Annotated in this window: 22 protein-coding genes; 13 read left to right on the plus strand and 9 right to left on the minus strand. The window is 71.0% G+C overall.

Annotated features, from left to right (window positions below; genetic code table 11):
- Positions 1–7: 7 nt before the first annotated feature.
- Positions 8–1237 (minus strand): threonine ammonia-lyase, encoded by a 1230-nt coding sequence (ilvA, locus tag G3I78_RS11460; protein ID WP_164423192.1) that lies wholly within the window; start codon positions 1235–1237, stop codon positions 8–10.
- A 162-nt stretch (positions 1238–1399) separates the two neighbouring features.
- On the opposite strand from ilvA, the gene G3I78_RS11465 reads away from it, so the two are divergent.
- The 3 genes from G3I78_RS11465 (at position 1400) to G3I78_RS11475 (ending at position 2932) form a co-directional block, all read left to right on the plus strand.
- Positions 1400–1903 (plus strand): MarR family transcriptional regulator, encoded by a 504-nt coding sequence (locus G3I78_RS11465; RefSeq protein ID WP_203614845.1) that lies wholly within the window; start codon positions 1400–1402, stop codon positions 1901–1903.
- A gap of 179 nt (positions 1904–2082) precedes the next feature.
- Positions 2083–2583, plus strand: a complete 501-nt coding sequence (locus G3I78_RS11470) for a sigma factor-like helix-turn-helix DNA-binding protein (protein ID WP_164423194.1) — start codon at positions 2083–2085, stop codon at positions 2581–2583.
- A gap of 100 nt (positions 2584–2683) precedes the next feature.
- Positions 2684–2932 (plus strand): hypothetical protein, encoded by a 249-nt coding sequence (locus G3I78_RS11475; RefSeq protein ID WP_164423196.1) that lies wholly within the window; start codon positions 2684–2686, stop codon positions 2930–2932.
- 12 nt (positions 2933–2944) lie between these two features.
- On the opposite strand, the gene G3I78_RS11480 is transcribed toward G3I78_RS11475, so the two are convergent.
- The gene (locus tag G3I78_RS11480; protein ID WP_164423198.1) at positions 2945–4102 is read right to left on the minus strand and encodes a cystathionine gamma-synthase; all 1158 of its coding nucleotides are present in this window, start codon (positions 4100–4102) and stop codon (positions 2945–2947) included.
- Positions 4103–4331: 229 nt separating this feature from the next.
- Between G3I78_RS11480 and G3I78_RS11485 the strand changes: the two genes are divergently transcribed.
- From G3I78_RS11485 to G3I78_RS11500, 4 genes are all read left to right on the plus strand, one after another.
- On the plus strand, positions 4332–5450 hold the full coding sequence (locus G3I78_RS11485; RefSeq protein ID WP_164423200.1) for a hypothetical protein: 1119 nt from the start codon (positions 4332–4334) through the stop codon (positions 5448–5450).
- A gap of 245 nt (positions 5451–5695) precedes the next feature.
- On the plus strand, positions 5696–6361 hold the full coding sequence (gene msrA, locus G3I78_RS11490; protein ID WP_164423202.1) for a peptide-methionine (S)-S-oxide reductase MsrA: 666 nt from the start codon (positions 5696–5698) through the stop codon (positions 6359–6361).
- Positions 6358–6951 carry a hypothetical protein gene (locus tag G3I78_RS11495; protein WP_239157773.1) on the plus strand — a complete coding sequence of 198 codons (594 nt, stop codon included), beginning with the start codon at positions 6358–6360 and terminating at the stop codon, positions 6949–6951. Before msrA ends, G3I78_RS11495 begins: the two co-directional genes overlap by 4 nt.
- 169 nt (positions 6952–7120) lie before the next feature.
- Positions 7121–8041, plus strand: coding sequence for a DUF5829 family protein (locus G3I78_RS11500; protein ID WP_164423204.1), 921 nt, complete (start codon positions 7121–7123; stop codon positions 8039–8041).
- A gap of 7 nt (positions 8042–8048) precedes the next feature.
- Here the strand turns inward: G3I78_RS11500 and G3I78_RS11505 are convergent, their stop codons facing one another.
- On the minus strand, positions 8049–9131 hold the full coding sequence (locus G3I78_RS11505) for an aldo/keto reductase (RefSeq protein WP_164423207.1): 1083 nt from the start codon (positions 9129–9131) through the stop codon (positions 8049–8051).
- Between the two features lie 127 nt (positions 9132–9258).
- Here G3I78_RS11505 and G3I78_RS11510 point away from each other — a divergent pair, with 127 nt between their 5' ends.
- Positions 9259–10158, plus strand: coding sequence for an AraC family transcriptional regulator (locus G3I78_RS11510; RefSeq protein WP_164423209.1), 900 nt, complete (start codon positions 9259–9261; stop codon positions 10156–10158).
- Here G3I78_RS11510 and G3I78_RS11515 read toward each other — a convergent pair.
- Positions 10130–10513 carry a VOC family protein gene (locus G3I78_RS11515; RefSeq protein WP_164423211.1) on the minus strand — a complete coding sequence of 128 codons (384 nt, stop codon included), beginning with the start codon at positions 10511–10513 and terminating at the stop codon, positions 10130–10132. The genes G3I78_RS11510 and G3I78_RS11515 overlap by 29 nt on opposite strands.
- A gap of 112 nt (positions 10514–10625) precedes the next feature.
- Here G3I78_RS11515 and G3I78_RS11520 point away from each other — a divergent pair, with 112 nt between their 5' ends.
- From G3I78_RS11520 to G3I78_RS11530, 3 genes are all read left to right on the plus strand, one after another.
- Positions 10626–11684 carry an iron-siderophore ABC transporter substrate-binding protein gene (locus tag G3I78_RS11520; RefSeq protein ID WP_164423213.1) on the plus strand — a complete coding sequence of 353 codons (1059 nt, stop codon included), beginning with the start codon at positions 10626–10628 and terminating at the stop codon, positions 11682–11684.
- Positions 11681–12670 carry an iron ABC transporter permease gene (locus G3I78_RS11525; RefSeq protein ID WP_164423215.1) on the plus strand — a complete coding sequence of 330 codons (990 nt, stop codon included), beginning with the start codon at positions 11681–11683 and terminating at the stop codon, positions 12668–12670. The genes G3I78_RS11520 and G3I78_RS11525 overlap by 4 nt, the downstream gene beginning before the upstream one ends.
- Before the next feature lie 209 nt (positions 12671–12879).
- Positions 12880–13863, plus strand: a complete 984-nt coding sequence (locus tag G3I78_RS11530; protein ID WP_343243721.1) for an iron ABC transporter permease — start codon at positions 12880–12882, stop codon at positions 13861–13863.
- Between the two features lie 199 nt (positions 13864–14062).
- Here the strand turns inward: G3I78_RS11530 and G3I78_RS11535 are convergent, their stop codons facing one another.
- Positions 14063–15103: an NAD(P)-dependent alcohol dehydrogenase gene (locus G3I78_RS11535; RefSeq protein WP_164423217.1), complete on the minus strand. Its 1041-nt coding sequence runs from the start codon at positions 15101–15103 to the stop codon at positions 14063–14065.
- Between the two features lie 183 nt (positions 15104–15286).
- On the opposite strand from G3I78_RS11535, the gene G3I78_RS11540 reads away from it, so the two are divergent.
- Positions 15287–16198, plus strand: a complete 912-nt coding sequence (locus G3I78_RS11540; RefSeq protein ID WP_164423219.1) for a helix-turn-helix transcriptional regulator — start codon at positions 15287–15289, stop codon at positions 16196–16198.
- Between the two features lie 25 nt (positions 16199–16223).
- Here the strand turns inward: G3I78_RS11540 and G3I78_RS11545 are convergent, their stop codons facing one another.
- Positions 16224–16994, minus strand: coding sequence for an antibiotic biosynthesis monooxygenase (locus G3I78_RS11545; RefSeq protein ID WP_164423221.1), 771 nt, complete (start codon positions 16992–16994; stop codon positions 16224–16226).
- Positions 16995–17058: 64 nt separating this feature from the next.
- Positions 17059–17511, minus strand: coding sequence for a nuclear transport factor 2 family protein (locus G3I78_RS11550; protein ID WP_164423223.1), 453 nt, complete (start codon positions 17509–17511; stop codon positions 17059–17061).
- A gap of 104 nt (positions 17512–17615) precedes the next feature.
- On the opposite strand from G3I78_RS11550, the gene sigJ reads away from it, so the two are divergent.
- Positions 17616–18515, plus strand: coding sequence for an RNA polymerase sigma factor SigJ (gene sigJ, locus G3I78_RS11555; RefSeq protein ID WP_164423225.1), 900 nt, complete (start codon positions 17616–17618; stop codon positions 18513–18515).
- A 65-nt stretch (positions 18516–18580) separates the two neighbouring features.
- On the opposite strand, the gene G3I78_RS11560 is transcribed toward sigJ, so the two are convergent.
- Positions 18581–21862 (minus strand): S8 family serine peptidase, encoded by a 3282-nt coding sequence (locus tag G3I78_RS11560; RefSeq protein WP_164424132.1) that lies wholly within the window; start codon positions 21860–21862, stop codon positions 18581–18583.
- Between the two features lie 261 nt (positions 21863–22123).
- Positions 22124–22807: an ABC transporter ATP-binding protein gene (locus tag G3I78_RS11565; protein WP_164424135.1), complete on the minus strand. Its 684-nt coding sequence runs from the start codon at positions 22805–22807 to the stop codon at positions 22124–22126.
- Between the last annotated feature and the right edge of the window lie 164 nt (positions 22808–22971).

The raw sequence follows: 22971 nt of genomic DNA on the forward strand, positions 1-22971 counted from the left end.
CCCGACCTCAGTCGATGACCGTGTAACCCGCCTCGCGCAGGGCGCGGCCGACCTCGGCACAGTGCTCCGGGCCCTTCGTCTCCAGGTGCAGCTCGACCTCCGCCTCCGCGAGCCCGAGCCGTGGATCGGTCCGGACGTGGCTCACGTCCAGGACATTAGCGTCGACCACTGACAACACCCCGAGAAGCGTCGCGAGGGCGCCCGGGCGGTCCGTCAGCCGGAGCCGGACGGCCAGGTAGCGGCCCTGCGCGGCCATGCCGTGGCGCAGCACCCGCTGGAGCAGCACCGGGTCGACGTTGCCGCCGGAGAGCAGCGCGACCACCGGTCCCTCGAAGGAGCCGGGGTCGCTCAGCAGAGCCGCGACCGGGCTCGCCCCGGCCGGTTCGACGACCAGCTTGGCCCGCTCCAGGCAGAGCAGCAGGGCGGCGGACAGCTCGTCCTCCGAGACCGTGCGGACCTCGTCGACGAGTTCCTCCACGATCGCGAACGGCACGTCGCCCGGCCGCCCGACCTTCATGCCGTCGGCCATCGTCACGGGGTTGTCGACCGACACCGGGCGCCCGGCCGCCAGCGAGGGCGGGTACGCGGCGGCGCCCGCCGCCTGGACGCCGATGATCCGCACGTCGGGCCGCAGCGCCTTCACCGCGATGGCGACCCCGGCCGCGAGTCCGCCGCCGCCGATGCCGAGGACGACCGTGCGCACCTCGGGGCACTGGTCCAGGATCTCCAGGCCCACCGTGCCCTGGCCGGCGATGACGTCCGGGTGGTCGAAGGGGTGGATGAACACCGCGCCCGTCTCGGCCGCGTACTCCTGGGCGGCGGCCAGCGTCTCGTCGACCACCTGGCCGTGCAGGCGCACCTCGGCGCCGTACTCCCGGGTGGCGCTGATCTTCGGCAGCGGGGCGCCCTTGGGCATGAACACCGTGGAGCGCACGCCGAGCAGGGTGGACGCCAGCGCGACGCCCTGCGCGTGGTTGCCGGCGCTAGCGGCGACCACGCCCGCGGCCCGCTCCTCGGGGAGCAGTCCGGCGATCCGCACGTAGGCGCCGCGGAGTTTGAACGACCCGGTCCGCTGGAGGTTCTCGCACTTGAAGTGCACCGGCGCGCCCACCAGGTGGGTGAGATGGCGGCTGCCCTCCATCGCCGTCACCCGCGCCACGCCCGTCAGCATCTTCTGCGCGCCGCGCACGTCGTCGAGCGTCACCGGCGGCACGGGGCGGGCCTTGCGGTAGTTCATGACTCAAGTCTCGCAGTTCACACGCGCGCGCTCGCGCTGTGACCAACGTCCGAGACGGGTTTGCGCAGCGCTGGTACGGCTCGCCTTCCGGCCGCGTACCCTGTCCCCCAACCTTGCAGCCCTTCATGAAGTGAGCCCCCGGCCATGCCCACAACACCAGAAATGTCGATGGACATGACGACCGTCGGTGACACCGGTCTTCTCGACACGCTCCAGCACGAGGTGGCGGTCTTCGCCCGTCGTGCCGAACAGACCCGGCTCGGCGGGGTGGGGCAGGTGCGCAACTCCATGGACCGCGCCGCGTACCTGCTGCTCAACCGGCTGGACAAGGAAGGCCCGATGGGCGTCAAGGCGCTCGCGGCGAGCATGGGGATCGACTCGTCGACCGTCACCCGGCAGGTGGCGCCGCTCGTCGACACCGGACTGGTCAAGCGGACCTCGCACCCCGAGGACGGGCGCGCGGTGGTGCTCCAGCTGTCCCCGCGCGGGCAGGCCCGTCTGGAGGAAGTGCGTTCCTCCAGGCGTCAGTTGATGGCCGAGCTGACGGACGACTGGGCGCCCGAGGAGCGCGAGGCCTTCTGTACGCTCCTCACACGCTTCAACACCGCGCTCTCCTCCCGGATGGCGGTACAGGGCGTACCGGGCCCGGAGGCGCAGTCCTCGTAGCGCGGTCCTTGTAGTGCAGTCCTTGCAGTGCAGTCCTTGCAGTGCAGTCCTCGTAGCACGGTCCACACGCGTGTGCCGCCCCGCCTCTTGACCGGACGGCCGTGCCGGGCCTCATATGAGACCGGGTCCTCGCGGTCGTACGAAGCCGTCGTACGGCCATCCGCAGACGGGGAGGTGCGGTGCGGCAACGACAGGCGTCCCAGGGCACGCGTCGCGCCCGGGAGTTCGAGGCGTTCGTCGCGGGAGCGGCGGGGCGACTGCTGCACGCCGCGACACTGCTGACGGCGGAGGCGCCGGACGACAACCCCCGCGCGCGGCGCCTGCTGACGCTCTCGCTCGCCCACACGTACGCGTGCTGGGACCGGCTGCGCGGTGAGGACCCCTACGACCGTGCCCGGCAGTATCTGGCGCTGCGTTTCGCGCACGGGGCCTGGCGCCGCCACGGCCTCCTCCCCGGCCGCCAGCACCCCGTCGGGCCGCTGGCCCGGCTCGCCCCGCAGGAGCGTCTGATCCTGGTGCTGCGCCTGTACGAGGGGGTCGCCGAGGAGCAGGCGGCGGCTCTCCTGGGCCTGCCCACGGAACGCGTCCACACCATCTGCGACCGGGCGACGGCGACCCTGCTGCATCCGCCGCGGGGGCCCGCACCGGCGGTGGTGGGGGCGAAGGTGGCGGCGTCGTGAGGGGGACCGGCCCCGTCATGGGCGGGACGGGCCCCGTCATGGGGCGGTGCGGCGAGGCGGGTCGGCTCGTGGCCGAGTCGCCCGGATCCGGGAGGCGCGGATGAATCGGGCGCAGCGGGAGGCCGCCGTACGGCAGGTCATGGAGGGCGCCACGCCCCAGGTGCCACCCGAGCTCTACGGCGACGTGGTGCGGCGCGGCTCGCGCATGCTGCGGCGCCGGACGGCGGCCCGCCGGATCATGTGGCTGCTGCTGTTCGCCGCGAGCGTGGCCTTCGTGGTGTGGGCGCTGACGGCACGCCCCTGGGTGGAGCCGCCCTCGGAGACGACCCCACCCCTGACGGGCTGGTGAGCCCGGCCGGTCCTACTTGGCCAGCGCCTGCTGGAGGTCCTCCAGCAGGTCGTCGACGTTCTCGATGCCCACGGACAGGCGGACGAGGTCACCGGGGACCTCGAGCGCCGAGCCCGCCACGGACGCGTGCGTCATCCGGCCGGGGTGCTCGATCAGCGACTCGACACCGCCGAGGGACTCGCCCAGCGTGAAGATCTTGGCGCGGTTGCAGACCTCCACGGCCGCCTCCTCGCCGCCCTCCACGCGGAAGGAGACCATGCCGCCGAAGGACCGCATCTGCTTGGCGGCGACCTCGTGGCCGGGGTGCTCCTCCAGACCCGGGTAGAGCACCTTCGTCACGCGCGCGTGCCGGGTCAGCATGTCGGCGACCTTGGTGGCGTTCTCGCTGTGCCGGTCCATGCGCACCGACAGCGTCTTGGCGCCGCGCAGCACCAGCCAGGAGTCGAAGGGCCCGGCGACCGCGCCCATCGCGTTCTGGTGGTACGCCAGTTCCTCGCCGAGCGCCTCGTCGGCGGTGACCAGGGCGCCGCCCACGACGTCGGAGTGCCCGCCCATGTACTTGGTCAGCGAGTGGACGACGACGTCGGCGCCGAGCGACAGCGGCTGCTGGAGGTAGGGCGTGGCGAAGGTGTTGTCGACGACGAGCTTCGCGCCGGCGTCCCGGGAGACCTGGGCGACGGCGGCGATGTCGGTGATGCCGAGCAGCGGGTTGGAGGGGGTCTCCACCCACACGGCCTTGGTCTTCGGGGTGATCGCGGCCCGTACGGCGGCCGGGTCGCTGGTGTCGGCGACCGACCACTCGACGCCCCACCGGGCGACGACCTTCGCGAACAGCCGGAAGGTGCCGCCGTACGCGTCGTTGGGGATGACCACATGGTCGCCGGGGCTGAGCAGCGTACGCAGCAGGCAGTCCTCGGCCGCCAGTCCGGACGCGAACGCGAGGCCCCGGCGGCCGCCTTCGAGGGCGGCGAGGTTCTCCTCCAGGGCGGTGCGGGTCGGGTTGGCGCTGCGGCTGTACTCGTAACCGCCGCGCAGGCCGCCGACGCCGTCCTGCTTGTAGGTCGAGACCTGGTAGATCGGGGGGACCACCGCACCGGTGAGGGGGTCCGCGGTGTTGCCCGCGTGGATCGCGAGAGTCTCGAAGTGCTGACTGATGTGCCTGTCGCTCATGGGCTCCGAGGGTAGTCCGCTCGGGGGACCGATGACGGCCGGCGGGCGTCAGAGGGCCGGACGGAAGGGTTTTCCCCAAGGCGTGCGGGCCGGAGCGGCACATATCCACATGGCCGTGCGCACCGCTTCGGCGGGTTTTCCACAGGCGGAGCGGGGCCGTCGCGGGAGTTTTCCACAGGGCGGGTGGGCGGGTTGGTCAATTGTCGGCGGCGTCTGGAACCCTTGAGGCATGGAAATTCTCTGGGTCCTGATGGCGGTGCTCCTGCTGGGCTTCGTCCTGCTCCCGTTCCTGCGGCGCAGGCGGGGCGGGATCGAACAGGTGCCGGCGGGCCACCCGGACGCCGCGGACCCGGCGGACTACGGCTTCGTACGCCAGGAGGAGCTGGACGTCCGGATGCCCGGTCCCGACCAGGACCTGCTGGACGTGCTGGACCTGGTGCAGCGCACCCAGGACTACAAGGCGGCCTCGCAGCTGCTCGCCGGCACCGAGCGGGAGGGCGAGCCGCGCTGGCAGCGGGTGCAGGCCTTCGCCGGGGCGGCCTCGCTGGAGCTCCAGCAGCGGCCGGGCGGGGTCAGCGACTCGCCGGGCGGGCAGTGGCTGCGGGTGTGGCGGGCCGAGCAGCCCAAGGACGCGGGCGGCGCGGCCGTGCACGCGGAGTTCCTGGTGCAGCAGGCGTGGCGGACCTCGACGCCGGGCACGGACGAGTTCCGGATCATCATGGAGGAGGCCAAGGCGGCCTGCGGCGCGGCGGCCCTGCTCGCCCCCGGCGACCCGATCCCGTACATCGTCGAACTCTCCGTCGCGCGTGGACTGGCCTATTCGCAGCCGGAGTTCGAGCAGCTGTGGCTGAAGATCCTGGACCGCGCCCCGGCCCACATGGGCGCGCATCTGGCCGCGCTGCACTACTGGTGCGAGAAGTGGCACGGCTCGCGGGAGCTGGCGTACGGCTTCGCCGAGGCGGCCGCCGCCCGCGCCCCGCACGGCTCGCTGCTCGCCGCGATGCCTCTGTTCGCAGTCTTCGAGCACCTGCCCGAGGTGAACCTGGTCAGTGGCTTCTACCAGAGCGAGGTCGTCACCAAGGCGATCCACGGCGCGCTGCACGCGGTCCACTCGGCCCGCGCGGACGACCCGATGCTGGCCCACGTCCGCCATCTGCTGGTCTTCTTCCTGGTCCGCGGAGAGCGCTGGGCCGAGGCGATGAACCAGCTCGTCCACATCGACGGCCACGTCGGAGCCCTCCCCTGGACCCTGTCCGCCGACCCGGCCGCGGAGTTCGCGGTATACCGGGCGCTCGCGGTGGCGGGGTACGAGGCGAACGGGGGGAGTCCGGCGACGTTGACGCAGTGAGGGGGACGCGGGTGTGAGGGACGTGGGTGCGGGGGACGCGGGTGCGATGGCGCCCACGCGGTGACACCGGCACGGCGACGACGACCGGCGCCGGACGCAGGCCCAGCCCCTGCCGCGCTGCCCCTGCCCCTGCCCCTGCCCCTGCCTCCAGGCTTGCCGGAATGCCGGACGGGGCGGAAACGTTGTTCTCGGTGCGCCCAGGCATCCATGCCCGGCACGCGCGCACGAACGAAGGAGTCCGCGTCATGATGTTCGGCCGTACGCCCGTCCTGCCCACCCCCGAGCAGGCGCTGAAGGGCCGCCCCGAGCCGATCTTCACGGTCCCCGACCGCCACACCGTCCTCGGCACCCCGCTGCTCGGCCCGTACCCGGAGGGCTACCAGACCGCCGACTTCGGCCTCGGCTGCTTCTGGGGCGCCGAGCGCAAGTTCTGGCAGCTCCCCGCGGGTGTCTGGACGACCCTGGTCGGCTACCAGGGCGGCCACACCGAGAACCCCACCTACGAGGAGGTCTGCTCGGGCCTCACCGGCCACACGGAGGCGGTCCGCGTGGTGTTCGACCCCGCCCTCATCTCGTACGAGCGCCTCCTGAAGACCTTCTGGGAGTCCCACGACCCGACGCAGGGCTTCCGCCAGGGCAACGACGTCGGCACGCAGTACCGCTCGGCGATCTACACCCACACCCCGGAGCAGGCCGCGATCGCCGAGTCCTCCCGGGCCGCCTACCAGCAGGTCCTCACCGCCTCCGGCCACGGCACGATCAGCACCGAGATCCTGCCGGCGGAGGGCCGCACCTTCTACCCGGCCGAGGCGTACCACCAGCAGTACCTGGACAAGAACCCGGCGGGCTACTGCGGGATCGGCGGCACGGGGGTCTCCTGCCCGATCGGTGTGGCGCCGGCTGAGGGATGAGCAGCGGCCTCGACAGGGACCACCTGTCCGCACTGTGGCAGCGCCGGTATCCGAAAGGGCCTCCCATCGCCCACGAACTGCGCGCTGCCTACGGTGACCGCTGGGTGCGCTTCCACAGCCTGCCGGGCTCGAAGCGCTACCCGCAGACAGAGGGCGAGTACGCCATCGCTCTCCACCGGTACAACACGGTCCTGGACGAACTCTTCGCAGGCACCGAGATCTACGTCGTGACCGTGGCCTGGTCCTGGGAACGAGGCGGACCGGAAAGCCCGCCGGAGCGGCACCAGGCTCACCCTCAAGGCACCCGATGGACGACGCTCGCTTTCGACGATGATCCCGACCCCGAACTCCACAGCTACACGCACCTCTACGCCGACCGCCGCCCCTGGCGGAAAGGCACGGTCGACGGTGTCCTCCGCAAAGTGGCGGACGACGTACTCAGTGGAGTGATCATCACCGACAGCGAACTCAGCCGCATCCACCATCCGTACGACGGCGGCGCGGACGTCATCGCGACGAGTTCCGCGGAACGCGACCGGATGCGTGACAGCCATCAAGACTGGCTGCCTCGAAACCCCGCCGGTCTTTGAGACGACGGTCGGCGGGCAACCAGCCGCTGTCGCCGGGCCACCGCCCGCACCCCCAACCCCCGCCCCCTGTCAAGCATTTCAGCCCCATTTCAGCCACACCGAAAACGAATCGCACCCCCCGTCACCCCGCCCTACGATCACCGGCATGCTGATTCGTCGGACATTACGGATGATCGTCGTGTTCGCTCTGGCTCTCGTCGGAGCGTTCGGAGGGGCTGTGGGGGTGGCGCAGGCCGGAGAGGGGGGTGGGGGGTCGTACGGGCGGCAGTTGTTGTTCTACAACCACTCGTACGGGGTTCTCGATCGGGAGACCGCGGATGCCATCGAACACTCCGCGTATTTGCGGGAGTTCGCCAATTTCCAGGTGCGCACCACTACCGGCAGCGGTGGGCAGACCTGGACCGGACGGTATCTGATGGGGCGGGAGACCTATCTGGAGTTGTTCGGGGTCGGTGATCTTCCGGGGGCGGACGGCACGCTCGGGGCCGCCGGGCTGGGGGTGTCGACCGAGCGGGACGGGGATCTCGCGACGGTCGAGGAGCGGATGAAGGCCGCAGGGGCCGACCCCATCGAGTTCCTCCAGACGCGGGACTTCGGCGACGGGGTGCCCGTGCCGTGGTTCGACGCCCTCCTGACCGCCACCGAGTACGACGCCTTCAGCGCGTGGGCGATGGAGTACCGGCCGGAGTACTTCGCCGATCCGCGCGGCAACACCGAGCCGGCGAGCTTCCCCGGTGACGTGGGCCGGGAACGCTACCTGTCCGACGACTACCGCACACACCAGATGCGGGACGTGACCTCGGTCCGCATCGCGCTCACCGAGGGCGACCTCGCCGACACCGTGCCGCTGCTGCGCGCGGGCGGATTCGCCGTCAAGGACACGGCCGGCGGTGGGGTGGTCGCCGAGGGCGGCGGCACCACGATCCGCCTCGACGCCGTCGCGCGCGAACGAGCCGGGTACCAGCGGGTAGAGATGTCCCTCAACCGGCCCGTGAAGGACCGGCACGTGGAGCGGATCGGCAACTCGACGCTGACCGTCGGCCCGGGCAGCCGTGCCGTGTGGACGTTCGCCGGGAACGGCACTCCGTAGCCGCCCCTCAGTAGCGCGCCGCGCTCTGCAACAACGGCGGGTACACCGCGCTCGGCACACCGTCGACCGTGGCGCCCGCGTACTTGAGCATGGCGCCGACCTGCTGGTTGAGGTCGTGGGGGAAGTTGAGGGTGGGGGTCGAGACCTCGTCCAGTACGGCGGTCTGGGCCGGCGTCAGGCGCACCGACAGGCCGGCCAGGTTCGCCTCCAGGTGGGCCGGGGTCCGCGGGCCGATCAGGGTGGACGTGACGCCCGGGCGGGCCTGGACCCAGGCGAGGGCCACCGCGGCGGGGCTCGCCCCCACCTCCTCCGCTACGGCGATCAGCGCGTCGATCACCGTGAACTGGGCCTCGGTCGGCCCGCCCAGCACCGCCGAACGCCGGGTGTCCGCGGGGACGGCGGTGTCACGGCGGTACTTCCCGGAGAGGAAGCCGCTCTTGAGGGGGCTCCAGGGCAGTACGCCCATCCCGGCGTCCTGGGCGAGCGGGATCAGCTCGCCCTCGATGGTGCGTTCCAGCAGGGAGTACTCCATCTGGAGCGCGGTGACCGGGGTCCAGCCGCGCAGCAGGGCCATGGTGTGGGCCTTGGCGGTGAACCAGGCCGGGGTGTCGGAGAAGCCGACGTGACGGATCTTGCCCGCGGTGACCAGGTCGTCCAGGGTGCGCAGGGTCTCCTCGACCGGGGTGGTGCGGTCGTGGTTGTGCAGCCAGTACAGGTCGACGTGGTCGGTGCGCAGGCGGCGCAGCGACTCGTGCAGCTGGCCGAGGATCGCCTTGCGTCCGGCGCCGCCGCCGTTGGGGTCGCCGAGGTGGAGGTTGCCGTAGAACTTGGTCGCGAGGACCAGCCGGTCGCGCAGGCCGGGACGGGCGGCGAGGAAGTCGCCGAGGATCGCCTCCGAGTGGCCGTTGGTGTAGAAGTTCGCGGTGTCGAGGAAGTTGCCGCCGTGGTCGAGGTAGGTCTGGAGGATCTTCTCGGAGTCCTCGACCCCGCAGCCGAAGCCGCCGTCCTCGCCGAAGTTCATCGCGCCCAGGCAGAAGGGGCTCACCTTGAGGCCGGAGCGGCCGAGTCCGACGTACGAGTCGAGTGTCATGGAGTGCTCCCGGAGGGGATCGCAGGAATCGCGGACTCTTCGAGGGAACCACTGTGAGCTGGTCAGTTGTTAGTGCGATCGCATCGACCTCTTGCACGATCCTGCTCGATTCACCAGGATCGGAGACGTGTCTCTCGACGAGCTGCGCCACCTGATCTCCCGCCATGCCGGCCGGCCGACCGGCATCGACCGCGTCCTGCTCTCCCGGGTCGACGCCCCCACCCCGCCGACCGCCTCCATGGCCGACCCGGTGATGGCGCTGGTCGCGCAGGGCTCGAAGCGGCTGACGCTCGGGGACCGCATCCATGACTACGGCACCGGGCAGTACCTGGTCGTCTCGGTGGACCTGCCGGTCACCGGGCACTACACCGAGGCGAGTGCCGAGGAGCCGTTTCTGGCGTTCGGGCTGACGCTGGAGCCGTCGAGGATCGCCTCGCTGCTGCTGGAGAGCGGGGGTTCGGGAAGGCCCGCCACAACTGCCCCTCCCGGCCTGGCCGTCAGCGACTCCCCCGCCGAACTCGTCGACGCGACCGTGCGGATGCTGCGGCTCGTCGACCGCCCCGCCGACCTCCCGGTGCTCGCGCCGATGATCGAGAAGGAGATCCTGTGGCGGCTGGTCACCGGTGAACAGGGCACGCTGGTACGGCAGATCGGGCTGGCCGACAGCCGGCTGCGGCACATCGGACGGGCGATCCACTGGATCCGCGACCACCACGCGGACGCGCTGCGCGTGGAGGATCTCGCCCGGCTGGCCGGGATGAGCGTCTCGCCCTTCCACCGGCACTTCCGCGCGGTGACCGCGATGACACCGATCCAGTACCAGAAGCGCATCCGCCTCCAGGAGGCCCGGCTGCTGCTGATGAGCAGTGCGGACGACGTGGCCTCCGTCGGCTTCGCGGTGGGGTACGACAGCGCGTCGCAGTTCAGCCGCGAGTACCGGCGCGCGTTCGGCCGGCCGCCGGGTCAGGACGCCGTACGGCTGCGGGAGCGGGCGGGTGTCAACTCCCGCTGCCGTACGGCCTCGTGAGGATCTCCAGGCGGTGTCCGCTCGGGTCGTCGAAGTAGGTGCCCCGGCCGCCGTCGTTGCGGTTGATCTCGCCGGGGCGGCGGTGGAAGGGGTCCGCCCAGTACGTCAGCCCCGCCTCCTCGATACGCCCGAAGATCGTGTCGAACTCGCCCTCGGAGACGAGGAACGCGTAGTGCTGCGGTGTGATGTCGCCGGAGGCGTCGGCGAAGTCGAGGGTCACGCCGTTCGGGATCTCCACGGGGACGAAGGGGCCGTACTCCGGGCTCACCTCCAGGCCCAGGATGTCGGCCAGGAAGCGGGCCGAGGCGTGCTTGTCGTGTGCGGCGACGATGGTGTGGTTCAGCTGAACGGTCATCGTGACCTCCTCGTCCCGACGATACTCCGGGACCGGTTAAGGTAAGCCTTGCCTTAGCAAAGCGACGGCAGTGCATCAATACCTCAGCGAACCAGTACCTCCCGGAGCAGCAGTGCGTACAGCAGCAGTGAAGGCCCTCGTGGCCGCGACCGTCGTCGGAGGGCTGCTGTCCGGCTGTTCGTCGTCCGACAGCGGCAGCGGCAGCAGCGGCGCCGAGAAGAAGGCCGCCGGTGACCGCAACCCGGTGATGGGCGCCTCCACCGGCCCCTCCGCCGCCCCGAGCACCCTCGCCGCCGGCATGGGCTCCGACCAGGACACCGACGGCACCTTCCCGCGGACGGTCACCCACTTCGAGGGAAGCACCACGCTCAAGAGCGAGCCGAAGAGGATCGCCGTGCTCAGCACGGGTCAGATCGACGACCTGCTCTCCCTCGGTGTCGTCCCCACCGCCACCACCCGCGCCGACAACGCCGGACTCGTGCCCGACTACCTCGCGGACGCCTTCCCTGCGGACAAGAAGCGGCTCGCCGGCATGACCGACGCGGGCACCCGGCAGGCCCCCAACCTGGAGACCCTCGCCGCCGCGAAGCCCGACCTCATCCTCGCCAACGACTCCCTCGGCGACCTCTACCCCAAGCTCTCGAAGATCGCGCCCACCGTGATCACCGCGGGCAACGGCATCAACTGGAAGCGCGACCTGCTGCTCGTCGGCGACGCGCTCGGCAAGGGCCGGGCGGCGCAGAAGCTCCTCGACGGCATCGTGGCCGACGCCGGGACGAAGGGGCAGCGGGTCCAGGGCGACCCGACCGTCTCCATGGTCCGCTTCACCCCGGACCGCACCCGGATGTTCGGCGTCTCCTCCTTCACCGGGTCCATCGCCGTCGACATGGGCCTCGCACGGCCCAAGTCCCAGCAGTTCAAGGCCATTTCGGAGGATGTCGGCGCGGAGAGCATCGACACCGCGGACGGCGACTGGATCTTCTACTCCGTGCAGGGCGACGCGTCCAGGACTGACGCGGCGAGTGTGGTGGCCGGGCCGCTGTGGAAGTCGATGAAGGCGGTGCGGGCCGGACAGGCGGTGAAGGTCGACGACGACCCCTGGTACCTCAACGCCGGTCCGACCGCCGCACGTCTGGTGATCTCGGAACTCGCCGAGCACCTCGGCGCGTGAGCCCGAGAAGCCTCGCCTGGCCGGCGGCCGTCCTCGCGGTGGCCGCCGCCGGCGTGCTCAGCCTCGCCGTGGGCACGCGCGCGGTGCCGCTGTCCGCCGTCGTGGACGCCCTGCTGCACGGCGGCGGTTCGCCGGACGCGCTCGTCGTACGGTCCCTGCGCCTGCCCCGCACCGAGATCGGGCTCACCGCCGGGGCCGCCCTCGGTGTCGCGGGCGCCGCGCTCCAGGCCGTCACCCGCAACCCCCGCCCCGACCCCGGCATCCTCGGGCTGAGCCAGGGCGCGGCGGCGGGCGTCGTACTCGCCATCGGCCTCGGGCTCGCCGACGGCTTCTCCGGGTACGTCTGGTACGCCTTCGCCGGTGCGGTGGCCGCCGCCTGCCTGGTGTACGGCATCGCCGCGCGCGGGCGGGGCGGGGCGTCGCCGGTGAAGCTGGCGCTGGCCGGAACCGCCTTGTCGGCGATGACCGCGGGCGGGACGACCGTGGTGCTGACGTCCAGTTCGGCCACGCTGGACCAGTTCCGGTTCTGGCAGGTCGGTTCCCTCAGCGGACGCGACGCCGGGACCGTCGTACGCATGCTGCCGTTTCTGCTGGTCGGAGCCCTGCTGGTGCTGGCGTGCGCCCGGGGTCTCGACGCGCTGGCCCTCGGCGACGAGACGGCCCGGGCGCTGGGGCACCGGGTTTCGCTGGTACGGGGGTCCGCGGCGCTCGGCGCGACGCTGCTGACCGCGGCGGCGGTGGCCGCGGCGGGACCGATCGCGTTCGTGGGCCTCGCGGTGCCGCATCTGGCCCGGCGGGTCGTGTCGGGCGGGCATCGGGCGGTACTGCCGCTGTCCGCGCTGTTCGGGGCGGCGTTGCTGGTGGCGGCGGATGTGGCGGGACGGGTGGTGCGGGCCCCCGCGGAGGTGCCGGCGGGTGTGATGACGGCGTTGGTGGGGGTGCCGGTGCTGGTGTTTCTCGTACGGCGTCGGGGGGCTGTTTCGTGAAGGGGGCTCGGCGTGAGGGTGCGCGTACGGAGGTGCCACTTCAGGTGGTCTCGCGGCTGCGGGTGCGTCGTGGCCGGCCGCGCAGTTCCCCGCGCCCCTGGGTGGGTACGGCTGGACTTTCTTCGACTGCACCCGGTCAGGGTCAACCCCCACCGGCCCGTGCTCGCACCACGACCGTCCTCCGCCCTCACCCCCGCGTCTCCCTCCTCGTGCATCGTCGTTCCGTGGCCGTCGCCCTGGCCCTCATCGGCCTCCTCCTCACCGCCATGACCGCCTCCGCCTCCCTCGGCCAGACCTACATCGCGCCCGCGGACGTGTGGCACACCCTCCGTACCGGCACCGGCCCCTACGACCTCGTCGTGGGCGAACTCCGTGTCCCCCGCATCGCGCTCGGCGCCCTGCTGGGCGCCGCCCTCGGGCTGGCCGGGGCGCTGATCCAGACCGTCACCCGGAATCCGCTGGCCAGTCCTGACGTGATCGGCGTGGGGCACGGTGCCGCCGCTGCCACCGTGCTCGCGCTCTCGACCGGGGTCGTGTCCTCGCCCGGCGCGCTGCCGGCCGTCTCCGTCGTGGGCGGACTCCTCGCGGCGGCCCTCGTGTACGTGCTGGCCTGGCGGCGCGGGATGCAGGCGAGCCGGTTCGTGCTCACCGGGGTCGGGATCGGAGTCGCGCTGTCGGCCGTGGTGCAGCTGTATCTCACCGACTCCGAGCTGGAGGCCGCCGAGCAGGTCAAGCTGTGGCTCACCGGCAGCCTCAACGGGCGGGGCTGGGAGCAGGCGGCGCCCCTCACCGTCGTACTCCTGCTGTGTCTGCCCGCGCTGGTGTGGGCGAGCAGGGCGGCGCGACCGCTCGGGCTGGACCCGGACACCGCCGCCGCGCTCGGGGTGCGGGTGGACCGGGCGCGGCTCGGGCTGACCGTGCTGGGGGTCGTGCTCGCCGCCACCGCGACCGGGGCGGCCGGACCGATCGGGTTCGTCGCACTGACCTCACCGCAGCTGGCCCGACGACTCACCCGGACGCCTCAACTGCCCCTTCTGTGCTCGGCGTTGACGGGCGCGGTGGTACTGGTCGCCGCCGATCTCGCGGCCCGGACCCTGCTGCCTCCGCTGGAGATCCCGGTGGGCGCGCTGACCTCGCTGGTCGGGGGGCCGTATCTGCTGTGGCTGCTGGGGCGGCGGGGGGCTGTGCGCTGACTTGGGCGGGGACGGGGACGGGAGGGTCGTAGCGGAGAGGGGGCGCGGGGGGCCCTAGCGGAAGGGGGGGCGTGGCCGAAGGGCTCACGGACAGCCGTAGCCACCGGCACCGGTCACGGCGGGGACGCAGGTCGCCGTCGTACGCCGAAGGGCCCCGGCGCGCGGCCGGGGCCCTTCGTCTTGAGCGATCGGTGTCGGATCAGATCGTCGCCGTGTCGATCACGAAGCGGTAGCGCACGTCGCTGTTGACCACGCGCTCGTACGCGTCGTTGATCTCGGACGCGGCGATCAGCTCGATCTCCGCGCCGATGCCGTGCCCCGCGCAGAAGTCCAGCATCTCCTGGGTCTCGGCGATGCCGCCGATGGCCGAACCGGCGAGGGTCTTGCTGCCGCCGATGAGGGAGAAGAGGTTCAGGGAGACCGGCTCCTCGGGGGCGCCGACGTTCACCAGGGCGCCGCCCGCCTTGAGCAGGCCGAGGTAGCCGCCGAAGTCGAGGGGCGCGGAGACCGTGGAGAGGATCAGGTCGAAGGAGCCGGCCAGCTCCTTGAACGTGTTCTCGTCGCTGGTCGCGTAGTAGTGGTCGGCGCCCAGCTTGAGGCCGTCGTCCTTCTTGCGCAGCGACTGGGAGAGGACGGTGACCTCGGCGCCCAGCGCGTGCGCGATCTTGACGCCCATGTGGCCAAGGCCGCCCAGGCCGATCACGGCGACCTTCTTGCCGGGGGCGGCGCCCCAGCGCTTGAGCGGGGAGTACGTGGTGATGCCGGCGCACAGCAGCGGGGCGGCCACGTCGAGGGAGAGGCCGTCCGGGATGCGGACGACGTAGTTCTCGTCGACGACGACCTTCTCGGAGTAGCCGCCGTAGGTGGGCTCGCCGTCCTTGCCGATGGCGTTGTACGTGCCGACGCCACCGCCGGTGCAGTGCTGCTCCTGGCCGGCCTTGCAGTTCTCGCACTCACGGCAGGAGTCGACGAGGCAGCCGACGCCCACGCGGTCGCCGACCTTGTACTTGGTGACGCCGGGGCCGACCTCGGAGACGACGCCTGCGATCTCGTGGCCCGGGACCATCGGGAAGATGGCCTCGCCCCAGCCCTCACGGGCCTGGTGGATGTCGGAGTGGCAGATGCCCGCGAACTTGATGTCGATCAGCACGTCGTGCTCGCGGACCGCACGGCGCTCGATGGTGGTGCGCTCCAGGGGGGCCTTCGCGGCGGGTGCGGCGTATGCGGCGACAGTGGTCATGCCGGGGGTTCTCCTAGCGGGGGGTCCGTGCCCGGCTGCCTTCTGTCTGTCCATCCGTCCGGGCACGGTCACCAGCCTGCCCCATGAATCGCGATCCACCCAGGTCACGGCTCTGCGTACGTCCGCTGGTCCTACTACTGGCGGGGACAGGATCGCAGGCGTACGACCATGAATACTTGACGTATGGACGAGAGGGCCGAGATGGCCGAGGAACTGCCCGGAAGCGGCTCACTGGACCGGCGTGCCGAGCTCAGCGAGTTTCTGCGCACCCGGCGGGCCCGGCTGAAGCCGGAGGACGTGGGGCTGCCGGACTTCGGGCGGCACCGCAGAGTGCCGGGGCTCAGGCGCGAGGAGCTGGCGCAGCTGGCGGGCGTGTCCGTGGCGTACTACACCCGTCTGGAGCAGGGCAACGGACGGAACGTCTCGTCGGAGGTCCTGGACGCCATCGCCCGCGCGCTGCGGCTGACCGACGCCGAGCACGCGCATCTCACCCATCTGGCCAGGCCCAAGCAGCGCAAGAAGAAGGCGACGGCGCGGACCGAGCAGGTGCGCGGGACCGTGCGGCAGCTGGTGGACTCGATCGAGGTCCCCGCGTACATCAGTGGCCGGCACGCGGACATCCTGGCCTGGAACCGGATGGCGGCGGCGGTGTTCGGGGACTGGTCGGAGCTGCCGGTGCAGGAGCGGAACTGGGCGCGGCTGGTCTTTCTCAGGCCCGAGTACCGCGAGCTGTTCGTGCCGTGGGAGCAGAAGGCGTACGACGTCGTCAGCAGCCTGCGCATGTCCGCGGGCTGTCACCCGGACGATCCCCGGCTGTCGGCGCTGATCGGGGAGCTCTCCGTGAAGAGCGAGGAGTTCAGGCGGCTGTGGGCCACGCACGACGTCAAGGAGAAGAGCCACGGTGTCAAGCAGCTGCGCCATCCCCTGGTGGGTGAGCTGACCCTGAACTTCGAGTCGTTCCCGCTCTCGGACGGCTCGGAGCAGGTCCTGGTCACCTACCATGCCGACCCGGGGTCGCCGTCGGCGGAGGCGCTGCGGCTGCTGGCGAGCTGGGGCGCGGACGCGACCCGGGCGGGGGAGTCCGCGCGGCCGTGAGACGGCCCACCGTGAGACGGCCGGTTCACCCCTGATACGGCGGGGCCGCTCCCCAGTTCCACTTCGGTACCGGCTGCTCGGCGGGCGGCTTGGCATCCGGGCCGGAGAAGTGGACGGCGAGCCGGGTGCCCCACTCCACGTAGGCGAGGAACGCCGAGCGGAACTCCGCGTCGGTGGGCAGGCCCGCCTCGTCGGCCGCGTCCTGGATGAGGTTCACCCAGCGGCGGCGCTGCGGTTCGGTGATGCCGCGGCCCATGTGCTTGGCGACCATGTGGCCGTGGCCACCCTGGGTCTCGGAGTAGGCGGACGGGCCGCCGAAGACCTCGGCGAGCCAGAGGGCGACATGCTCGGCGTGCTCGGGTGCGAGGCCCTCGAACACCGGGGCCAGGATGTCGTCGGCGAGGACCTTCTCGTAGAACACCGTGGTCAGCTTGGCGAAGGCCTCGGTGCCGCCCGCCCAGGCGTACAGCGTGGGCAGGGCGGCGCCCCGGCCGCGGACCGTCGTCGGCTTGTAGTGGCGCATTTCGTCGATGTTCGCGATGTACGGCCGGATCTCGGCGAGGAAGTCCGGGAACAGCTCCGACTCACGGAACCCCTCCAGGTGGTCCGTGGTCGAGGTCCAGGTGATGCGCAGGACGTAGTGCTCGAAGTCCTCCTCGCAGCGCGCCAGTTCGTAGTCGACGCACTGCGGGGCGGCCGCCAGCTGGTTCGCGGCGTGGGTGTAGGCGGACAGGAACTCCGCCGAGCGGTCTTCCGGGATGCGGTAACGGATGTACTCGACGGTGTGTGTGGTCATGCCCTCACACAAACACGGACGCCCTGCCGGAGGCTCCCCCTCCGACACCCCGTTCGCTGTGGGCTCACCCCGCCCGGGTCGGCTCGGGTGGGGCGCCGGTGAGGGCGCCGGTGTCGAGGTAGCGGATCTCGTAGAGGCGTTCGGTGAACCTCCAGCCGTCCGGGGTGCGCCGGTAGCGGTCGTGGTACAGGGAGTGGTTGCTGTGCGAGGTGCCGTCACGCAGCCGTCCGAACTCCACGATGTACGCCCGTCCGTACGCGCTGTCGCCGTCGACCCGGACCACTCCCGGGTGCGCGGTCTGCACGAAGTACTCCCACCGGCTCCGCAGCCGTTCGATGCCCTCGCGGATCTCCTCGGGCCCGGTGAACCGGACGTCGGCGGCGGGTATCCGCAGGACGCCGTCCTCGGTGAACAGGGCCGCCAGACGGTCGTAGTCGCGCATCATGCCCGCGTCGCTGAACTCGCCGGGCAGTACCTGGATCTCGATACGGTCGGCAACGGTCTGTAGGTCGGTCATGGACCCTCCTCGGTCTCATCTCCACGACGACCCGGCCCCGCAGAATGTGAGGACCTCACCTTTCGGGGCGCTGTCCCGTCGTACCGGTGAAGGAGGCGACCTGTATGGACACACCGTCCGAGCCGGCCCTGAGCGCGATCATGGGTGAGCGGCGCCGGCTGATCAATCTCGCGTACCGGCTCCTCGGGTCCCTGGCGGACGCCGAGGACGTGGTGCAGGAGACGTACGTCCGCTGGTACGCGATGTCCCCCGGGCAGCAGGCGGCGATCAGGTCGCCGGGTGCCTGGCTGACGACGGTCGCCGGGCGGATCTGCCTCGACGTACTCGGCTCGGCGCGGGCCCGGCGGGAACGGTACGTGGGCGCATGGCTCCCCGAACCCCTGCCGGACAGCACGGAGTTGACGCAGCCCCCGCCGGACCCGGCCGACCGGGTCACCCTCGACGAGTCGCTCTCCATGGCCTTCCTCGTCCTGCTGGAGTCGATGACCCCGGCCGAGCGGGTGGCCTTCGTCCTCCACGACGTCTTCCGCTACCCCTTCACCGACGTGGCCGCGATCGTCGGCCGCACCCCTGCGGCCTGCCGCCAACTGGCGGTATCTGCCCGCCGCAGGGTCCGCGAGGCCCAGCCCGTCCCATCCTCGCGCCCCCGACACACCGCGGTGATCCGCGACTTCAAGGAAGCCTGGCAGTCCAAGGACATCAACGCCCTCATCCACCTCCTCGACCCGAACGCCACCGCCACAAGCGACGGCGGCGGCCACGTCGCCGCCCTCCCCCACCCCCTCCAAGGCGCCGAACAGATCGCCCACTTCTTCACCCACCTGCTCACCGCCGCCCCGACCCTCCACATCACGGAACGCACGGTCAACGGCCAACCGGGCCTGGTCGTCGAACTGGACGGCCGGGTCGAGGCGGTCCTCGCCTTCGAGGTGGCGGAGGAACAGGTACGGCGGATCTGGGCGATGAGGAATCCGGAGAAGCTGCGGTCCTGGACGGCGGGTTAGGACACGGAGAAGGCCCGCCGAAAGCGGTGCTTCCGGCGGGCCTCTCAACTACTGGGCGCTACGCGTCACTTGCCGTAGTACGCGTTGTAGATCGAGACCGTCGACTTGTTGCCCTTCTTGTCGGCGATCTTGGCGTGGAAGGAGATGGCCTTGCCCTTGGCCGGGTTCTTGACGGTGATCTTGCCGGCGGTGACGGTGGTCTTCTTCCAGGTCTGGCCGTAGTCGTAGGAGACGTACACCGTGAGGGACTTGAGGTTGGAGCCCTTGGCGGCGCCTTCGACGGTCACCGGGATCTTGACCGTCCTGCCGGCCTCGACGCGGTTGTCCAGGCCGGTCTTGGCGTTGAAGCGGGCCGTGGAGGCCGGGAGCTTGGGCACGGTGCCGACGGCCGGCTTCTTCGAGCGGAACTCCCAGCTCGCGTCGATGCGGGTGGAGGCGGCGGCGACACCGACGCTGCGCTTGACCGAGGTGGTCAGCTTGTACGCCGCGTCGCCGGACGGGACGGTGAACGGCTTGGCGCCGAACAGCGGGTCGTCGTTCGTGCCGACCTTGACGCCGTTGCGGTACAGGCTCGTGCTGACCGACGTGAAGTCCGAGGCGCCCGCGTGCCCGTCGCCGTCGGCGAACAGCGGCACGGCGCCGTAGAGGGTGTTCTCGTCGCGGAAGAGCCCGTCGTACGCGTTCAGACGCGGGCCGAAGACCGCCTTGTTGAAGGTCTTCGTGTACTTCTGGCCCGCCTTGAAGGTCTGCATCTCGTCCATCGAGTAGTAGGCCTCGATGACGGGGAGACCGTTCGCGTCCTTGCCCTTGTGCTGCGCGAAGCCGAAGGCCCACTTGGCCTTGTCGGACGTCGACACGTACACCGTGCGGGAGTTCGGCAGCTTCAGCTCCACCGGAACGCCGAGGACGGAGTCGTTGGGGAAGTATCCCGACACGATGAGCACCCCGGTCTTGCCGGGAGCCCCCGCACCGAGGTCGTTGCGGACCGTGGCAAGTTCGCTCGCCTTGAAGTGGCGGACCTTGCCGCCCTGGAACTTCTTGACGTCGGCGGTGGTGGCCACGTCGTACTCGGCCTTGTCACCCTTGGTCCACTGCCCGCTCCACGTCTGGTGCAGACCGGTCACGTCGCCGCCGAGGGCCGCCACGCGCACGTCCGCGAAGGTCTGGGCCTCGACGACGAAGCCGATGCCGGCCTTGTCGTACATGTAGCTGATCGCGCCGCGTTTCGGCTTGGCCTGCGCGTCGGGGACGGTGATGTCGGCCGCCTTGGTCCGGCGGGCGTCGATCGTCACCGAGACGTTCTTGGTGACGCTCAGCTTCGGCTGGACCAGCCAGTCGACGCCGCCCCGGAAGTTCACGAAGTCCTTCCCGATCCAGGCGTCCAGGAGGTAGTCGCCCTTGGGGACCCGCATCGTCGCCGTACCGGACTCCGAGACGGTCACGGTGTGGCCACGGCCCTCGGCGAGGCCCGAGTAGCCGCGCAGGACGGTGTTGTAGTCGGCGGTCGGCTTCCCGTCCCGGCCGATGTGCTTGACCGTGACGTCGTACGACTCCACCTCGCGCTGCACCGCGGCGGCCGTACGGACGCTCTGGCCGCCGCCCGTCGCGATCACGTACGCCGAGTAGGCACCGTCGAGCGTGCCGCCCAGCTTCGTGTCGACCGTCATATCGACGGACGCGCTGCCGCCGGCCGGGACGGTCACCGTGGTGGCCGCGAGCTTGAAGAAGCCCGAAGGAGCCGCCTGGCCCTTGGGGTCGGTGGCCGTCGACGTCAGCTTCAGCGTGACGTCCTGGGTACCGAGGTTGCGGTACGTCAGCTTCCTGGTGACCGGCTTGTCGTCGGAGTGCGGCCACTGCTGGGTGCCGAAGCCCACCGACACCGGGTCGGCGATCACGGTCTGCTTGATGGCCTTGTCGACCTGGACACGGCCCGAACCCTGCTGGAACGGCGTGTAGTTGCCGCCCTTCGTGGAGCCGGTGAGGGCGCCCTTGAGCTCGGCGTGACCCCAGTCGGGGTGCTCCTGCTTGAGGATGGCCGCGGCGCCCGCGACATGCGGGGTCGCCATCGACGTACCGGAGATGGTCAGGTAGCCCGGCGGCTTCTCGCCGACCTCCAGGTCGATGACGCTGCCCTTGGCCGCGGCGGCCGTGATGTCCACGCCGGGCGCGGTGAGGTCCGGCTTGACCGCGCCGTCGCCGACGCGCGGTCCCGTGCTGGAGAAGTCGGCCAGCCGGTCCTTGTCGTCGACGGCGCCGACGGTGAGCGCGGCATCCGCGCTGCCCGGCGAACCGACGGACTCCGTACCGGAGTTGCCCGCCGCGACAGCGAAGAGGATGCCCTTCTCGGCGGAGAGCTTGTTGACCTGCGCCTCCAACGGGTCGATCTCCGGGGTGTCCTGGCCGCCGAGGCTGAGGTTGACGACGTCGGCGCCCTGCGCGGCCGCCCAGTCCATGCCGGCGAGGATGCCGGAGTCGTCACCGGAGCCGGTGTCGTCCAGGACCTTGCCGTTGAGGATCTTGGCGCCGGGCGCGACGCCCTTGTACTTGCCGTCGGACTTGGCGCCGGTGCCCGCCGCGATCGACGCGACGTGCGTGCCGTGCCCGAACTTGTCGGTGGCGTCGGCCGCGGTGGTGAAGTTCTTGGACGCGATCACCTGGCTCTTGAGGTCCGGGTGGGTCGTGTCGACTCCGGTGTCCAGTACGGCGATCTTGACGCCCTTGCCGTCGTAGCCAGCCGCCCATGCCTTGGGGACGCCGATCTGCGGCACGGACTTGTCGAGGCTGGCCCTGCGGGTGCCGTCGAGCCAGACGTGGGCGATGCCGGATGCCGTCCTGCCGCCGTTGGTGACGGCGTCCCACAGTTCGGGTGTCTCCCGGTGCGGTGTCTGGACGGCGTCCGCGTTGAGCGTCGTGAGGGTCCGGCGCAGGGTGCCCGCGTCGCGGACGTCGGCCTTGGCCCCCGCCGCGGCGCCCTGGTAGCCGACGATGACCTTCAGTCCCTTGGCCTGGGACTTGCGGGTGGCGGCCTTGTTGAGCTCGGTGATGTCGAAGAGCCGCTGGTCGAGCTTGCCGCTCGCGACCAGCCGGACCGCGTCCCCCGGGATGACGAGCGTGTGCCCGTCGACCTTGCGGATCTGCACGGGTATGTGTTCGCGCCCCTCGGCCCGCTCCAGGCTCACGACCCGGCCCTTGGAGTCGACGGCGACCCGGTCACCGGTGATCAGGGTGATGCGGTGGTCAACGGTGAGCACCGAGTGGGCGACGGCCCCCGCCGCACCCCCTGCTCCGCTCGCCCCGCTCGCCCCGCTCGCCGCCTGCTTCGTGTCCGCCGACGCCGGGCTGGTCATGCCCGCCGCCAGAGCCACCGCGGCAGCTGCGGCGATCGTGGCCGCGCATGCTTTTTTCACTTGTCTGCGCAAGATTCCCCCTTGCAGAAGAACCGAGCGAATTCCCCGTTCGCCCGGACGGGGGTGGTCTCGCACACGCATGCGTGCACCCCCCGGTTTCCGCAGTATGCCGAGGGGTGATCACGACCTTCAAGAGGCAATCCCTGACAGGCAAAGTCTGTTACAAGACTGACGGTTTCAGGGGTAGTTGAGGTCGGCTGCTCAGGAGGCGGCGTTCTCCTTCACGGTGATCCGGCCCTTGCGGATCGTGGCGACGCGCGGGGCCTTCTTCGCGATGGCGGAGTCGTGGGTGACCATGATGAAGGTCAACCCCAGCTCCTTCCACATGCGTTCGAGTACGTCCATGATCTCGTCGCGCATCGACTCGTCGAGGTTGCCGGTCGGTTCGTCGGCGAGGAGCACCTTCGGCTGCTTGACCAGGGCCCGGGCGATGGCGACGCGCTGCTGCTGGCCGCCGGACATCTCGGAGGGCAGATGCGACAGCCGCTCCCCGAGCCCTACGGACGTCAGCGCCTCGGCCGCCCGTTCCCGCCGTTCCTTTCCCTTCACACCGAGGGGTACGAGGGCGGTCTCGACGTTCTCCTGGGCGGTGAGGGTGGGGATCAGGTTGAAGCTCTGGAACACGAAGCCGATGTTCTCGCTCCGCACCTTGGTGAGCCGGGCCTCCGACAGCTTGGCCAAGTCGGTCCCGTCCAGGACGACTTCGCCCTGCGTCGGCTTGTCGAGCCCGCCGAGCATCTGGAGGAGGGTGGATTTGCCGCCGCCGGTGGGGCCCTGAATGACGAGACGGTCCCCGTCGGCGATGGTGAGATCCACGCCGTCGAGGGCGCGGACGGTGTCCTTGCCTCGGGTGTAGTGCTTGGTGACGCTTCTGAGTTCGTACATGGTGAGCTCCTGGGTGGGATTCGGGGTGGCGCGGATCGTGTTCGGCCGCGGGCTCGGTGGGGGCTGGTCGCGCAGTTCCCCGCGCCCCTGGGTGGGTACGGTCACGCTTCTCGTCCGTGCGGCCGTCGCGCGAAGCGGGCGACGGCCGCACTCACCCAGCCGCG

It is taken from the genome of Streptomyces sp. SID13726 (genome assembly GCF_010548375.1).
In the GTDB taxonomy this organism is placed as follows: domain Bacteria; phylum Actinomycetota; class Actinomycetes; order Streptomycetales; family Streptomycetaceae; genus Streptomyces.